This is a genomic window from Maribacter sp. MJ134, from assembly GCF_003970695.1.
Classification (GTDB): domain Bacteria; phylum Bacteroidota; class Bacteroidia; order Flavobacteriales; family Flavobacteriaceae; genus Maribacter.
In genome coordinates this window covers 3530219-3545632 of the sequence record NZ_CP034570.1, presented here as the reverse complement: position 1 = coordinate 3545632, position 15414 = coordinate 3530219, and the positions used below count along the sequence as shown (strand labels likewise).

19 protein-coding genes are annotated in these 15414 nt (G+C 38.2%); 4 read left to right on the top strand and 15 right to left on the bottom strand.

Annotated features, from left to right (window positions below; genetic code table 11):
• Positions 1-340: 340 nt before the first annotated feature.
• Positions 341-2806, top strand: coding sequence for an ATP-binding protein (locus EJ994_RS15330; RefSeq protein WP_126593284.1), 2466 nt, complete (start codon positions 341-343; stop codon positions 2804-2806).
• Here the strand turns inward: EJ994_RS15330 and EJ994_RS15325 are convergent.
• The 14 genes from EJ994_RS15325 to EJ994_RS15265 all read right to left on the bottom strand — a co-directional run bounded on the left by EJ994_RS15325 (position 2781) and on the right by EJ994_RS15265 (position 11825).
• Complete coding sequence (locus EJ994_RS15325; protein WP_126593283.1) at positions 2781-4142, bottom strand: sigma-54-dependent transcriptional regulator; 1362 nt, start codon at positions 4140-4142, stop codon at positions 2781-2783. The two genes, EJ994_RS15330 and EJ994_RS15325, sit on opposite strands and share 26 nt — an antisense overlap.
• A gap of 113 nt (positions 4143-4255) precedes the next feature.
• Positions 4256-4651 carry a hypothetical protein gene (locus tag EJ994_RS15320; protein ID WP_126593282.1) on the bottom strand — a complete coding sequence of 132 codons (396 nt, stop codon included), beginning with the start codon at positions 4649-4651 and terminating at the stop codon, positions 4256-4258.
• A 136-nt stretch (positions 4652-4787) separates the two neighbouring features.
• Entirely contained in the window at positions 4788-5288 is a 501-nt protein-coding gene (locus tag EJ994_RS15315) for a hypothetical protein (RefSeq protein ID WP_126593281.1), read from the bottom strand.
• A 123-nt stretch (positions 5289-5411) separates the two neighbouring features.
• Complete coding sequence (locus tag EJ994_RS17760; protein ID WP_317128090.1) at positions 5412-5615, bottom strand: Hsp20/alpha crystallin family protein; 204 nt, start codon at positions 5613-5615, stop codon at positions 5412-5414.
• A gap of 46 nt (positions 5616-5661) precedes the next feature.
• A complete protein-coding gene (locus EJ994_RS17755) occupies positions 5662-5889 on the bottom strand; it encodes a hypothetical protein (RefSeq protein WP_317128089.1) in 228 nt (75 codons plus the stop codon).
• A 330-nt stretch (positions 5890-6219) separates the two neighbouring features.
• Positions 6220-6528: a hypothetical protein gene (locus tag EJ994_RS15305; RefSeq protein ID WP_126593280.1), complete on the bottom strand. Its 309-nt coding sequence runs from the start codon at positions 6526-6528 to the stop codon at positions 6220-6222.
• A gap of 309 nt (positions 6529-6837) precedes the next feature.
• Positions 6838-7029, bottom strand: coding sequence for a hypothetical protein (locus EJ994_RS15300; protein ID WP_126593279.1), 192 nt, complete (start codon positions 7027-7029; stop codon positions 6838-6840).
• Between the two features lie 213 nt (positions 7030-7242).
• The gene (locus tag EJ994_RS15295) at positions 7243-7548 is read right to left on the bottom strand and encodes a hypothetical protein (RefSeq protein ID WP_126593278.1); all 306 of its coding nucleotides are present in this window, start codon (positions 7546-7548) and stop codon (positions 7243-7245) included.
• Between the two features lie 158 nt (positions 7549-7706).
• Positions 7707-8006: a hypothetical protein gene (locus EJ994_RS15290; protein ID WP_126593277.1), complete on the bottom strand. Its 300-nt coding sequence runs from the start codon at positions 8004-8006 to the stop codon at positions 7707-7709.
• Between the two features lie 195 nt (positions 8007-8201).
• The gene (locus EJ994_RS15285) at positions 8202-9740 is read right to left on the bottom strand and encodes a DUF4301 family protein (protein WP_126593276.1); all 1539 of its coding nucleotides are present in this window, start codon (positions 9738-9740) and stop codon (positions 8202-8204) included.
• Complete coding sequence (locus EJ994_RS15280) at positions 9737-10300, bottom strand: AAA family ATPase (protein ID WP_126593275.1); 564 nt, start codon at positions 10298-10300, stop codon at positions 9737-9739. Before EJ994_RS15280 ends, EJ994_RS15285 begins: the two co-directional genes overlap by 4 nt.
• Positions 10261-10893 (bottom strand): nicotinamide riboside transporter PnuC, encoded by a 633-nt coding sequence (gene pnuC / locus EJ994_RS15275; protein WP_126593274.1) that lies wholly within the window; start codon positions 10891-10893, stop codon positions 10261-10263. Before pnuC ends, EJ994_RS15280 begins: the two co-directional genes overlap by 40 nt.
• A complete protein-coding gene (locus EJ994_RS15270) occupies positions 10877-11137 on the bottom strand; it encodes a thiamine-binding protein (RefSeq protein ID WP_126593273.1) in 261 nt (86 codons plus the stop codon). The genes pnuC and EJ994_RS15270 overlap by 17 nt, the downstream gene beginning before the upstream one ends.
• A 52-nt stretch (positions 11138-11189) precedes the next feature.
• Positions 11190-11825 (bottom strand): 4'-phosphopantetheinyl transferase family protein, encoded by a 636-nt coding sequence (locus EJ994_RS15265; RefSeq protein ID WP_126593272.1) that lies wholly within the window; start codon positions 11823-11825, stop codon positions 11190-11192.
• 82 nt (positions 11826-11907) lie between these two features.
• On the opposite strand from EJ994_RS15265, the gene ahcY reads away from it, so the two are divergent.
• The 3 genes from ahcY to EJ994_RS15250 all read left to right on the top strand — a co-directional run bounded on the left by ahcY (position 11908) and on the right by EJ994_RS15250 (position 15064).
• Positions 11908-13224 carry an adenosylhomocysteinase gene (gene ahcY, locus EJ994_RS15260; RefSeq protein ID WP_099572468.1) on the top strand — a complete coding sequence of 439 codons (1317 nt, stop codon included), beginning with the start codon at positions 11908-11910 and terminating at the stop codon, positions 13222-13224.
• Between the two features lie 116 nt (positions 13225-13340).
• Positions 13341-14444 (top strand): SDR family oxidoreductase, encoded by a 1104-nt coding sequence (locus EJ994_RS15255; protein ID WP_126593271.1) that lies wholly within the window; start codon positions 13341-13343, stop codon positions 14442-14444.
• A gap of 98 nt (positions 14445-14542) precedes the next feature.
• Positions 14543-15064 (top strand): 5' nucleotidase, NT5C type, encoded by a 522-nt coding sequence (locus tag EJ994_RS15250; RefSeq protein WP_126593270.1) that lies wholly within the window; start codon positions 14543-14545, stop codon positions 15062-15064.
• Between the two features lie 62 nt (positions 15065-15126).
• Here the strand turns inward: EJ994_RS15250 and rpmA are convergent, their stop codons facing one another.
• Positions 15127-15387 carry a 50S ribosomal protein L27 gene (gene rpmA, locus EJ994_RS15245; RefSeq protein WP_099572434.1) on the bottom strand — a complete coding sequence of 87 codons (261 nt, stop codon included), beginning with the start codon at positions 15385-15387 and terminating at the stop codon, positions 15127-15129.
• Positions 15388-15414: the final 27 nt, after the last annotated feature.

Sequence of the window (15414 nt, the reverse complement as noted above, 5' to 3'; positions counted from 1 at the left end):
TAAAATAGTTTACGAATAAAAGGGGCTATTATTCTAAGTTAAAATTAAATTTTTAGTTGCCTTCCAAAACTTTTTTGGCGCAACCGTGCGTTACCTAATAGCGATTATCGCTTCCCTTGGCGGCATTACCCGCCCAGGTTCTTTGGGTATAATCTCAGCTTTATCCTGAACTCCGTTCAGGACCAGCCTGATTTTTGTTCGGGACTTAGCACCCCTTTGAGATGATACAAATGTAAGACAGCATTTTCATCTTTCATACCATAGAATGAAAAAAAATCGCTCCTAAACAATTAACATATGCTAAAGGCTTAGCGGGCCTCATAAAACGTACATAGTATATATGAGCGGATTCAGCACTAAGCTTACTCAAAAAATTATAATCAGTTATTTGCTGCTGGTGATACTTGCCGTTATCGCTTCTTCTTACGTGTACTCTGAAATTAGTGATTACCTCGCTACAGAATCTACCACGGAAAACGATGTTAAACTGCTTAAGACAAATACGTTCGTATCACAATTATACGAAGCGGAAAGCCTATCTGAACTGGCACTTCAAACTCGAAAAAAGAGCGATTTCAATACCTATAAACAACATATTGAGACCCTATACAAAGACATTGATGAACTTAGAGGGTTGAGCACCCAAGAACAACAATTGATGCTATTGGACAGCCTACAGCTATTATTGGAGCAAAAGGTGCTTAACACAAACGTACTTAGAAAGCTTAAGACCCAAGACCAGACCAGCGCAGCTATTGATATGGCCTTGGAACAATTTGAACAAATGGAAGCCAACCTAGGCGTTATCACTGCTGAGGGTTTAGCTCCAAATCTGGAAGAATTATCTCCTAAAGCTCAAGAAGCCATCGAAAAAGTAGCCCACTACCTAAACAGCAATATCCCAACCGATGAATCCAACGAGGATAAAGCAAGACGAGCCGATAGTGTCTTAAACGTTTCAAGGTCTTTGTTGCGAGAGGTGAAAGAAGAGAACATGCTTAACCTCCAAGCTTTGACCAAGCAAGAACGCACTATCAACAGAACCAATTTGGAACTCTCGCAACAGTTAGGCTATATTCTAGCTTCCTTTGAAAAGGAAATTTTGGTAAATAGCATCAACGATACAATCAAAAAGGAAACCGCCCTTAAAAGGAGTATTCGGTTAGCAAGCGGTGCAGCCCTCCTAGGGTTTTTAGTTGTGGTGGTTTTTATTTTTATTCTCAATAGAGATTTTTGGAAGGCCAATCTTTACCGTAAAAAATTAGAAAAGGAAAAAAAATTCACGGACGTCTTACTGAAAAGCAGGGAACGTTTAATCCGCACTGTGAGTCATGATGTCCGCACTCCTCTCAACACTATTTCAGGTTACACGACACTATTGGAAGATTCAAAAATTTCACAACAACAGCAGAACTATATTAGTAACATAAAATCGGCAACAGGCTATATGACCAACCTGGTCAATGACCTGTTGGATTTTTCGCAATTGGATGCGGAAAAAATGAAGCCCGAAAAAATTGACTTCAACCTTGCTGACCTATTGACCGAAACAGCTCAGCATATCGCAACGGCCCATGCCAACGAAGACATTTCCTTGACTCTAAAGATTGAGAATACCCTAGAACGACCTATTGTCAACGACCCGGTTAGAATACGACAGATTATCGCAAACCTTATCGGTAATGCCTTTAAATTTACCTTGGTCGGAGAAATTTTGGTAAAAGCAAATATCATCGACACTCTAGAACCCAATCTGGTTCAAATTTCCATTTCCGACACCGGGGTCGGTATTTCAAAAGAACAACAAGAGGTTATTTTCAACGAATTTGAGCAAGCACCGGACCATAGAGGCAAAAATTACCATGGTTATGGTCTAGGTCTGTCCATAGCCAAAAAACTAACCCAACTTTTAGGAGGTTCTCTAACACTAGAAAGTGAAGTAGGAAAAGGTAGTGTTTTCACCCTAAAGTTTCCGCTCGTTTTTGGACAGGAAGAACAAAAAAATGTAACCAAGGCACCACCTATTGCCCTTCAAAAACCATTGCGAATACTTATTATAGATGACGATACGGCCTTTCTTCATCTATTAGGGGAAATGTTACGTAGCGAGAACATTACGCCAATACTCTATAGCGATTTTAACCTTGTTCCCATGGCAGATGCCGACCTAGCCTATGACCTGGTATTGACCGATATTGAAATGCCTAAGGTCTCCGGTTTTGATATTGTAAAGCAATTGCCCGAAGGAAAGTATGACCATTATAAAAATCAGCCCATCCTAGCTATGACAGGGAGGAAAGATTTGAAAAAAGAAGTTTTCACCTCCAAAGGATTCCTTACGGTGTTAAGAAAACCTTTCTCTAAATCGGAACTTTTGCAGGAGCTGGGAATTTTGAACCTAGTTGACAAGATGGTTCACCATGGAGTTTCAGCAAGTCTTAAGGGAAATGGTCTTTATCATACAGGTTTGCTAGAATCCTTTCTCGGGGATGATGGTATGGCCATTCAGCAACTTTTGGAAACGTTCCGAAAAGACACCATTGAAAATCAGAAATCCTTAAAAATCGCATTTTTAAACAAAAGTGCGACAACCCTTAGCTCAGCAGCCCATAGAATGTTGCCCATGTTTCGTCAACTTCAAATTACAGAGGCCATTCCAATTTTAGAAGTATTAGAGGAGATTCCCTTAGATTATGATAACTGGAAAAATATAAAAATCGATTTTGATAAGCTGCATAGGTTCCTAGATAAACTACTGGAAACCCTAGAGAATGACATGACTAAATCTCCAGTTTATAATGGCTAATTCTATTATATAGAGTTTTTCTGGTTATCCTAAGCATCTTAGCCGCTTTGGACTTATTATAATTAGTACGTTTTAGAGCTTTTAATATTTGTTCTTTTTCAAATTCTTCCTTGGACAGGTCCCTATTCGCATCGTTTTCTAACCCCTTGCTCAATTCTTGGGGCAAAACATTTGGTTCTATTCTCTCCCCTTGAGAAAGTAATACGGCCCGTTTTATGACATTTTGAAGCTCTCTAATATTTCCCGGCCAATTATAGTTTCTAAAAATATCCCAAGCTTCTTCAGAAAATCCCAAGATATGCTTATTCAGTTCCAGGTTGGATACTTCTAAAAAATGATTGGCAAAGACGGGTAAGTCTCCTTCCCTTTCTGTTAATGCAGGAATACGAAAAGAAAACTCATTTAATCTATGGTACAAATCGTCTCGAAAAGTGCCTTTTGCAACACCCTTTTGTAAATCTTCATTGGTTGCGGAAATTACCCGTACGTCTACCTTGATCTCCTTGTTGCTCCCAATGCGTTTTATTTTACGTTCCTGTAACGCCCTTAAAAGCTGTATCTGATTTTCATAGGATAAATTCCCTACTTCATCCAAAAAAAGAGTTCCTCCATTGGCCGCTTCAAAACTTCCTATCTTATCTGAAATAGCACCCGTAAAACTACCTTTTAGATGACCAAAAAATTCACTGGCTGCCAACTCCTTAGGTATAGCGCCGCAATCTAACGCAATAAAAGCTTTATCTTTTCTTTTACTATTTGCATGAATAGCCTTTGCAGAAACCTCCTTCCCCGTTCCGCTTTCTCCTACTATTAAAACCGACATATCGGTTGGAGCCACCAAAGAAATATAGTTATTCAGCTCTTGGGCTGCATCACTTATAAACTTTAGCTTCCCTTTTGAAGAACCTGTTTTTAAGATTGAGGATGATCCCTGTTTTGGGGATGATTGTTCATTATGCATGTGCTTCTCCTTATCCTCGGATTCAGACATCTTTAATGCCTTGTCAATACTATTAAGAAGCTGATCTGGTGCAAAGGGTTTGGCAATATAATCGAAAGCCCCCTTCCTCATCGCATGTACTGCGGTAGTTACCTCCGCATAGCCTGTCATTACTATAACTTGGGTTTTCCCCCTTATTTGAGAGAAAAGCTGCAACCCATCATATGCTGGAAGTCTTAAGTCTGCAAGGACTACATCGTAAGGGTGGTTCTTTAATCTTTCCTCGCCATCTAGACCTGTGTGACTGACATGTACCTGAAAATTTTTTCTTGTTAGGAACTTCTGGAGCATTTGTGCGAAGGAGATATCATCTTCAATAATTAAGATTTTGGGCATGGGGCAATCGTATGTGTTCCCTATATCTACGTAAAAAAAGCAGAAAACAGCTACCTCTCTTTCAAAAAACAGCCTATTAAGAGCAGTGTAAAAATTAGTCTAGCGCCTCACTATCAATTAATACCTCCATTATCCTGTGCAATTAAGTTTTCTTTGTATGCCCTTGGTTTAGGTATGGGTTGAATTTTTAGTTTAATCCTTAGGTACTCCTGTAAACGATAGGATTCTAGAACATCGGCCATATCAGAAGATTCCTGACTTGACAACCGCTTTAGTAGATTATACTTTGCTTTGGCAGATAGGCTGTTATCTGATTTCACAGCCTGTTTTTTAACCAAATATTTTGCAACGGTAGATTTAAATTCCAATGTTTGATCTACCCCCATTACCAAACGCGGTTGATATTCAGCCGTAATTTCTGTGGCTTCTTTACGTATATTCCTATCTATCTTCAGCGCATATAAGGTTTGCCCATGTGAAAACGATGTGTTACACAGGAAAAATAACATAAACATAAATTTGAATTTGAGTATCTGCAAAAAAAATATTTTCATTGTAAAAATTACTTTATCACCAATTAATTACTATCAAAATCTTATTTGAACAAAAAGGCAAATTATTGTGCTAACGCATTTTAGCTAACCCTTATTGACGTAGAGAATCTTTCTTCGATTCTGGCCTCACCAAAGGTTGGTAACGTTCTAGGAATTGTCTTTGAACAGCCATCATTCGCTCATGCATTTGGTCTAGATTCATAAAATCCCTGCCAAAATCGTTCTCAAAAAAATCATTGTTAAAAAAGCGTTTTGTAAATAGAGAGTCTTCCGTAAATAGTTTTCCGTAACCTTCCTTGTCAAAATCGAATTGTGAAAAATTTCTATAGAAACGAGATTGCAAGGACTTTAAAGTGCTGTCGCGATTAAAAGTTGCTAACTCATCTAAATCATTACCGGAGGACCAAGAATAAATGGAATCATAACGTATCATATTTCCCTCCTCGTCAAATTCCTTATTCACCTCCCAGTTACCTTCTGGTTCTTCCATCCCAATTTTCTCTTTCTTTTTCAGTTCTTTCTTGTTGCTTTCTTGGCTATTGCACCCTATAGTCATAAGTGCTACAAACAACGTTATAACAAACTTTTTCATCTTCTAAAGTTTTAGGTTTAACATCCTCATATTTTCCTGTCTTTATAATAATGGAAAGGGCATCAATTAAAAAAAGTGGAAATAGCAAAAGGAGGTCAGCGGTGCAGACCTCCTTCAATTTAACTAAGAGATTTTAATACTTCTCGCAGGCTTCTGTTTTGCCTCCTCCTTTTTGGGAAGGTGAATGCTCAACACGCCGTCTGTATATTCTGCTTTAATTTTGTCATCACTTACCGTTTCCGGCAATGAGAAAGAACGTTTAAAAGAAGCATATCCAAACTCTCTACGTGTATAACTCACCTCTTGATTTCCATCGCTCTCTTCCATCTCCGTAGAAATAGATAATAATTGGTTGTCTAGCTCAATATGAAAATCAGATTTTTTTTAGACCTGGCACGGCCATATCTACAAAGTAAGCATCTGCAGTTTCCCTGATATTTACCTTAGGCATGGTTAGGCCAGTATTAAAATTTGATGTAAAAACTGAGGGTAAGTCCCTATTGAACACTTCATCGATCCATGAAGACCATGTGGGTAAAGTAAGGCTATTCGAATTTCCATTTGCCTTACTTCCATTTCTTGTCGTTGTTAGATTACTCATAACTACAATAAATTTTAGGTTAAACAATAATTCAAATATTCTTTCTTTTTAAAAACAAATTAAATGCCAAAATAGTTATTGCCCACCAGTGACAGCTATCCTTTAAAATAATTTAAGAATTCTATGAAAAGAGTATTAAAAAAATGCAAAATAAAATGCCAGTCTGACATTTACAAAACCGGGCCTAATGACATTTTTTCAGAAATAGTGTTAACTATGTGCATTAGTTACGTTTCACAATGTTTTGTGCCCACTTCAGAAAATAGAAAAAGGTAGCACAAGGCTACCTCTTTCTGACCAAACCAACTTGATACAAACAAGTTTTACGATTTACATATCCAACCAATTCCCATACTCGTCCGCATACAAGGTACCCGAAGTACCATCCTCCAAAGAAACTTCTAACTTATATTGTTTACTCTCATTAACGTAGGCTTTGTTTATGGTAGATATAGGGTAATTTTTGCTTACTGCTTCAGTCACCGCCGTAGGTAATTCAGTAACATCAATTTCTGAGAAATCCTGATTTATAATTTCAATATTTTCTGCCTCAGCTGATACTTTCACTTCCTGAGCATTCTGTGCCATTACTGAAATACTGGCCATTGCGAACAATCCTATTAAAAACGACTTCTTCATGTTTCTTTTTTTTTAAGTTTTACTTCTATTCTATTTCAATTTTATAAAAGAAATAATAATGCCATAAGTCGAATATATTTTAAGGCATTAACAGTCAGTTATTTACTTGAAAGTGAGCGAATCTTAATTGGGTAAAACTGTTTCCATTTGAAACCTTCTGTATAACTTTTACTCAAAAAAGAAAGGAGCCGCATAAGCGACTCCCTTCACAACCAACCAAAAAAACCGAACTTCTAAACTCATTATTTAAACATCTGCAGGTTAATTCTTCAAAAAAATCCTGCTTCAACTCAATGTCGGGGGGATGTTTTAATTGGTGGCACCTTCATAGTCAATGGTTAGTGTTTCCACAAAGGTTTCATCTATATGTTCTATTCTTTCCGCAACTACTTCATCTGTAACGGTAGTTATTTTATTGTCTTCATTTAAAACTATGGAAGACCCCACCCAAAAACAGATGGTAAAGATTCCCAATAAAAGTGATTTTGATATGTCTTCCATTTATATTTTTATTATTCTTTTTCCCAACAGATTCTTGCTATAACACACAAAGAAGTTACACAGACCACTGTTCCTACCGCTGCAAACACCATCGTTACCATTTTTCTTTTTCTTTTGTTCTACATCTTATAAGACACGCTTATATTCACGAAGTCACTTTTCGCCAAAAAAAAAGCTGCGTAAGGCAGCTTTTTTCATATTTTTTTAGCGTATTTACTTCTTTTTGAACCAATTACCGTAGGAATCTATATAAACGGTTCTTCTAGTGCCGCTCTTTAAAACCATAATAAGCTTAAATTCTCCTTTGGAATTTTTGTAAACGGCTCCGAGTTTAGAAGTAGGGTACTGTTTCAATAATTCTTCAACTACAGGAGGAGTTAGTTCTTTTGAGCTTACTTTTTTGAAGTCATCTGTGATAACAACGTAAGAATAATCATCCCCTAAATTTATAATATCCTTGGCTCCTGCATTAAAAATCGTTCCAATGGCAACAAGTGCTAGTATCGCGTATCTTTTCATTCTATAATTTTAATATGATTATTGTAATCTACCCTATTTACGGACGCTAGCGGCTTACAGATGTTTACATACCCAACTTTTATATTTTTTTAACTATCGGAAAATTAAAAAAGCTGCCGAAGCAGCTTTTAACTAAACTAACAAACTATAGAGAACAATTACATTTCTAACCAGTTGCCTTCTGCATCTGCATATAAGGCTGCTGTACTACCGTCTTCTTTAGCGATTTCTAATTTATACTGTCCCTCGCTATTAACGTAGGCCTTGTTTAAAGTAGCACTAGGAAAATCTGTAGTCAAAGCATCAATCACTGCCTGCGGAAGGTCGGAGGTAGCAATCTCCGTGAAATCTTGAATAATAAATTCTTCCATGAGCATATCCTGAACTTTTGGTGCCTCTGCGGCATTTACAACTATTCCTCCCAATACGATTGCGATGACATAAACTAACTTTTTCATTTTATCTATATTTTAAATTAAACATTCTTTCTTGGTATGCTAGGAAAATTATACCAAGAAAAATATATAGATATAACTATTTGAAAATTAGATTTTTACAAACTAAAGCTATTTAAAAAGGATGGGTAAAACTGTCTAGAAATAACAGAAGTGTGTAACGCATACACACTTCTGTTGTTCAAGAAATAAAGTTAATTAACCTTGATGTGAGGGCTTTAATAAGTCGTTTACCGTTTTTACCGGATTGAAGGTGACCAAAGGTACCTCTACAAAAATAGTGTTCCAGTATGCCATGGCTCCATTCCATAGACCAGGCAGCTCTAAGGCCTTTAACTCCTTACCATCTTTAGTTTTACTTGTTATAAAGCCTTGTTTGTGATCTACGAATTTTAAAAGGTCCAGTTTCTCCCCTTTCTGATTACGTACCCCGCAAACCAAATCTACAGGGTTAAAATGGGTGGAATTCTTTAAGATAGCAACCTGTTTTTGGTCGTCCATATCTATTTGGGCCGATTCTATAATTTGAAGCGATAATTCTCCCTGTGCATTCGTTATCCAAAACGGACCACCTCCGGGCTCACCTTCATTCTTTACCATACCACAGACCCTAATGGGGCGTTGCAACTTTTCTTGAAGAGCTTTTAATTGTTCTTCCTTTGTAAGACGATCATAATCGCCAGCGAATCTAGCATTAAGCTTGGACTCTAAAAATTGTTTTATTTCAGCACTTTGGTTCTCATCAACACCATCACCTTGTATTAATCTCATATAATCAAACGCCTTTTTCTGTGCATTTAGTAATACTCCCGCCAATATCTTTTTGCTTTGGGCCACGGCATCCGCATCGCGCATCACCGCTACATTATCTATGTTCTTGATGAAGATAATATCCTCATCTTGCTCGTTTAAGTTTTCAATCAAAGCGCCATGACCTCCAGGTCTAAACAAAACAGAGCCGTCATTGTTCCTAAATGGCTTGTTGTTCATATCTACGGCAATAGTATCGGTGGCCGATTTTTGGAATGAGTAACCCACAGTAAATGCCGTTCCCGTAGCTTCCGAAACCCTAGTCCCGACTTGCGAAAACTCTTCCTTGAACATTTCCTCATGCTGTTCAGAAATGGTAAAATGAAGTTTGGCATTGCCCTTGGAGGCGCCATAGAGTGCGCCCTCTTTTAAATGCTCTTCAAAAGGCGTTGCCGTATTGTTGTCATATTGATGAAAAGGCAGTAACCCCTTTGGATAAAAACCGTAATTAAGTGCATCTTCTCCCATCATTTCAGAAACGAATGCATATACCTCTTCACCTTTGGTAGCACTTTCTTGATTAAGCCTATCCTTGACTTTTTGGTAAAAAGGAAAGTTTTTAATCCCTTCAGCAAATACCTTAAGGTCCTTATCATTGGATCGCTCTAAGTATGCGTCAAAGGTTTCTTCCGTTGGATCGTAAGCATCCAGAAAATTGAATAAGGCTTTGAACATACGGGAGGCGGCACCGGAAGCCGGAACAAATTTTAATATGGAAAGGTTCTTGGCATTAGTTTCGTAACTACGAACCAAATCTTCTTCCTCTTCTTTGGTAAACCTATAAATACCATCACCGACTACCGCGGCGCGTTGTAAATTAACGAAGGGGATTCCTTCCTTAAATGTTTCAATCTGTGCGCTTACCTTCGTTTCGGATATCCCTTTAGACTTTAACTGTTCCTTATCTTTCTCCGTAAATTCCATCATTTCTCTAATAATTTATCTATGTGTGCTATGGCCGTTTTTAAACGCTCCTTTTTATTTCCCTTTAATATAATAAAATTACGCCCGTATTTCTCTAATGTATTTTTAAAATAAGAAAACATTTCTTCTCGCTCCTCAGGTTTATCCCGTAAATCATCTGCCTCCCAGGGAATATCTATGTAGGTTAAAAAATACAGGTCATATTTGTTCCGCAAGGCATGTTTTTCAAGAATAGGGTCACAATTACCAATATAATAGGCCTCCGAATATACTTTGGTCTCCAATAAATCTGTATCGCATATCAGAATTTCTGTAGCTTTTTTGGTCAGACTATTTTCCAATCGCATTTGCCCAGCAGCAATGGGCAACAAATCATGCGGTTCACAGGTCTTCCGCTCATTGTTCCATTTTCGCTGTAAGTACTCCCGTGCGTACTCTGGCACCCAGACTGTATTATAATGTCTGGCCAACTGCTCCGAAAGGGTCGTTTTTCCTGTTGATTCCGGCCCGAAAAGGACAACTTTTAAGAGGTCTGAAGGTTGTTGTTTATACTTTTCTTCCATGCGAGATAACCGTAAATAGCAATAATGGTAAATAAAAAGAACTGGAGCGATGTAAATATAAGTCCTTTGTACAAATACAGAGGAACAGATATGATATCTCCAATTATCCAATATATCCAGTTTTCTAACTTCTTCTTGGCCATGAGCCACATCCCTACAAAAAAGATAGCGGTCGTAAAGGTGTCTACGTATGCCGTCCAGTTATTGAACTTATCAAAAATCCAATAGATAACACAAACAAATAGGATCGTGGATACAAAGAGGGCAACCGACCATTTTTTTTCTTGCAGCGTAGTTCTTGTAACGGGTGTAAAATGACTGTCATCCACTTTCCTTGTCCAAACGTACCAGCCAAATACACTCATGGAAAAGTAGTAAGCGTTAATCAACATATCTCCCAATAAACCGAATACCAGAAGAATATAAACGAATATTCCCGTACTTATAATCCCTGTAGGGAATACAAGGATATTTTCTTGTTTGGAATACCATACGCTTAGAAAGCCAAAAAATACCCCGATCATCTCCAATACGATTAGATGTGATGGTGTATCTTGATACTGGGCAAAAATCCAATCAAAAAAGAGGCTCATAATCGCTTCTGTCAGATTTTACCAACTTCATGTACAATAAGCCTTTATCCATAAGTTCAAAGGCTATTTTTATTTCCTGATGTAAAACCTTCATTACAGCATCGTATTCGCCATAAACCTGGGTGCTCAGCGGATTCTCAAGGACGGTTAAGCCAGAATTCCTTAGTTTTTTAATAAAGTTGATAATGTGTTCTTCGAAATCATCCTGCAAGGGTGAGAATGTAAGCTCTACGGATATATTCATGGTTGTTCGTTTTTCGTTTTTCGTTTTTCGTTGTATAAATTATAGTGAGGTCTTATACCTCTCGCAGCGCATATACACAAGTAAACCCTTCAAACTCTAAAAAATTAATATTGTATTGCGATCGGTCTCCCTTATATAATATTTCTGCGCTGGTGCTCTCGTCCGAAAAAGAGAAATCGGAGACGTTTATATGATGTAAAAAACTGATTCCTTGTTGTCCGTAGATTTTATAAAGCGATTCCTTTGCCCCCCACACTATGGTCAACTTTCTAACTATGGCCGCAGTATTGGCCAAAGTCCTATATTCTTCAAACGGAGTGAATTTATGTGCTATCCTTAATATCTTATCACGTTGCATTTCAATATCAATACCCACTTCATCACTACTACTAATAATGATGCCCGTAAAATTATGGGAATGGGTTATTGAGATGTATTTGCCATCTTTTAAATGAGGTTTGCCCGCTTCATTATAAATTAAATCTTTGTCCACGTAATTGTACAAGACCAAGAGATGACGAATGCTCAAAAACGCTCTTCGGTGCATTTCAGATTTCATACCGTCATAACGAAGTTGGCAATTTTGACTCAAGAAGATACCCTTAGACAAATATTCTTCTGATTCTTCAACCTTCCAAATGGCAATGGAAGTATCCTTATTTACTGTTATAGTTTTGTAAAGCGGCATGGGATTCTTTGTCTATTTCGTACCTTTGCAGCGCAATAAAAAAGCTATACGCTTACAAACGAAAGTAAAAAGAAAAAAAGATATGAGCACCAAAACTATTCCATTTGTACCTTATAAAGTAAAGGATATTAGTCTAGCCGGATGGGGAAGAAAAGAAATTGATTTAGCAGAAGCTGAGATGCCGGGATTAATGGCATTACGGGAAGAATATAAGGACGAGCAACCCTTGAAGGGTGCACGTATAGCAGGTTGCCTGCATATGACCATACAAACGGCGGTCCTTATTGAAACTTTGGTAGCCCTAGGTGCGGAAGTTACATGGAGTTCTTGCAATATCTTCTCTACACAGGACCAGGCTGCCGCTGCCATTGCAGAAGCAGGCGTACCGGTCTATGCTTGGAAAGGAATGAACGAGGAAGAGTTTGATTGGTGTATAGAACAGACCTTATTTTTTGGGGAAGACCGCAAGCCCTTAAATATGATTTTGGATGACGGAGGTGATCTTACCAACATGGTGCTCGATAGATATCCAGAACTTGCTTCTGGAATCAACGGACTTTCCGAAGAGACAACTACTGGTGTACACCGCTTATATGAGCGTGTAAAAAATGGCACATTACCTATGCCTGCAATCAATGTAAATGATTCTGTAACCAAATCTAAGTTCGACAATAAGTATGGCTGTCGTGAAAGTGCGGTAGATGCCATTCGCAGAGCTACGGACACCATGTTAGCGGGTAAAAAAGTGGTCGTTGCAGGATATGGAGACGTTGGTAAAGGTACCGCGGCATCTTTTAAAGGAGCTGGTTCTATTGTTACCGTAACAGAAATTGACCCTATTTGTGCGCTGCAAGCATGTATGGACGGTTTTGAAGTAAAAAAGCTGGAAACCGTTATCGGCAATGCAGACATCGTAATTACCACTACGGGAAACAAAGATATTATCAGAGCTGAGCATTTCGAAGCCTTAAAGGACAAGGCCATCGTTTGTAATATTGGTCATTTTGACAATGAAATTGATATGGCGTGGTTGAACAACAATCATGGCAATACCAAAGATGAAATAAAACCACAAGTAGATAAGTACACTATTAATGGTAAGGATATTATTATTTTGGCCGAAGGCCGATTGGTAAATCTAGGCTGTGCGACGGGGCACCCTAGTTTTGTAATGAGTAACTCCTTTACTAACCAAACTTTGGCACAAATAGAATTGTGGAACCATAAGGACAAGTATGAAAACGATGTGTACATGCTGCCAAAACATTTGGATGAAAAAGTAGCGAAATTACACCTGTCGCGTTTGGGAGCGGAACTTACGGAACTAAAGAAAGACCAAGCAGATTATATTGGGGTAACCGTTGAGGGACCCTTTAAACCCGAGTATTACAGATACTAAGCCTTACGCTCGCATAGCTAATGCCATAAAAATTGTACAACCCTTACGCCTTTTCTTGAAAAGGACGTAAGGGTTTCTTTATTTAGTGCGATATTTACAGGCTCAACGGACTTGCTATGCAAATTTTACTTACCGGTGCCACGGGAACTTTAGGCTCCCAAATTTTGTTTTCCTTATTGGAGGAGAAGTTCACCAGCATTCAAAACATATACTTGCCCGTTAGAGATAAAAAATCGGTTTCTTCTAAAGAACGTATTCGCAAAATGCTACAAAGTGATTTTGCTCCTAAATTCATTAAGAACAACCTTACTGCTATACGGGCTAAAATCACGGTAGTGTCCGCAAAGGATATGCTATATCCTGAACGTTTTTTAAACGAAGAGCGAATTACCCATTTCATACATTCCGCTGGATTTGTTAACCTATCTACCTCGCCTGATGCGAAAGATGAGATTTTTAGAGAGAATTACGACTTTACAAAATCCATCTTTGAGGCCTATGCCAAGTATATAGACAAGTTCATTTATATAAGTACCGCTTTCTCCGCAGGAAATGTGGGGGGATTGCTAAAGAACGACTATCTGCAGACCGCTCCTACAGCACATAGAAACCATTACGAGGCCTCAAAATACGCATCAGAGAAGTACTTGACCCAAGCAGGAGCGGCGGCAGACATTCCTGTTCAAATTTTAAGACCGAGTGTACTTGGGGGCAATATTATGGATACGCCAAATTTCTTTATTTCTAAATATATGGTGTTTTATCTTTTCGCTAAGTTCTTTCATAGAAACACCTCTGCGGATACCGTTCGTATTACCGCGCACTCGGAAAGTGGTTTGAATATAATTCCAACGGATTATGCGGCCAAAGTTATCGTGGCCGTTTTAGATACCGCTATAGACCAACTGAACATCGTACATTCTAAAACAACACATATCACTAAGGGAATTACAAAAATCTTAGAGACGGTAGCTTTTGACAATTTTAGCATTACACAGAATTTAGTAAACACCACCTCTGGTTTTGAGTCTAAACTAGAACAGTTTTATTACGACACCATAGGCGTGCACTTAACGCCATACCTCACCTCCGAACCTTGTGAATGGGACACCACATTACTGCAACAAATATTGCCCATGCCAACTTATAATCTCAACGACTATTTAGGAGAAACCATCAAATTTGCCAAGATTAATGGTTTTAAAAATCAGCAGTGGTAGTACCCCAATAAGCTTGGCACTTTAATTTAAATTTATCTTTTGTGCAATCTCTTCTAATTTTTCAAGGTTTTACCGTTCTTCGTACTAAATAATAGGAAATGGTTGTATTTGTAGATATGGATGAGGTGCTAGCAGACACCTACGGGGCACATATAGAAATTTATAATACTGAATTTAATGGAAGCCTAACTTCAGAAAAATGTTCGGGAACCGAAGTATGGAAAATGGTTCCGGAAGCCCATCAAGAAAGTGTTCGCAAGCATGCGGCCAGGAGAGGTTTCTTCAGGGACTTAAAAGTAATTGAACAAAGCCAAGAAGTACTTCTAAGAATTTCTAAGGTACATGATGTATACATCGCATCTGCGGCAATGCAGTTCCCCAATTCACTGGAGGAGAAAAGCGACTGGTTAGATGAGCATTTTCCTTTTATACCCTGGCAGAACAGAATACTATGTGGCCACAAACACATTTTAAAAGGAGATGTCCTAATAGATGACCGTAGTTACAACCTTAAGAATTTTGATGGTAGGGGAATCCTTTTTACCTCACCTCATAATGTTAATACAGAAGGTTTAGAAAGAGCCGATTCTTGGTTGGAGCTTGGAGAGAAATTATTGTAACCGCAATAAAATTAAAAACCCCCACTATATAGTGAAGGTCTTAATTTTTAAGAAGTGGACTATTAAGCTTCGAAAGGCTCAATAGAAACAAAGGATTTACCTCCTGCTTTCTTTTCAAATTTTACCATACCATCTACACGCGCGTGTAATGTATGGTCTTTCCCGGCATATACGTTTTCACCAGGATTATGTCTTGTTCCTCGCTGTCTAACGATAATGTTACCAGCGATGGCAGCTTGGCCACCAAATATCTTAACACCTAAGCGTTTCGATTCCGATTCCCTACCGTTTTTAGAACTACCTACACCTTTTTTATGTGCCATTTTGTTACGGTTTTAAGTTCCCGCTCT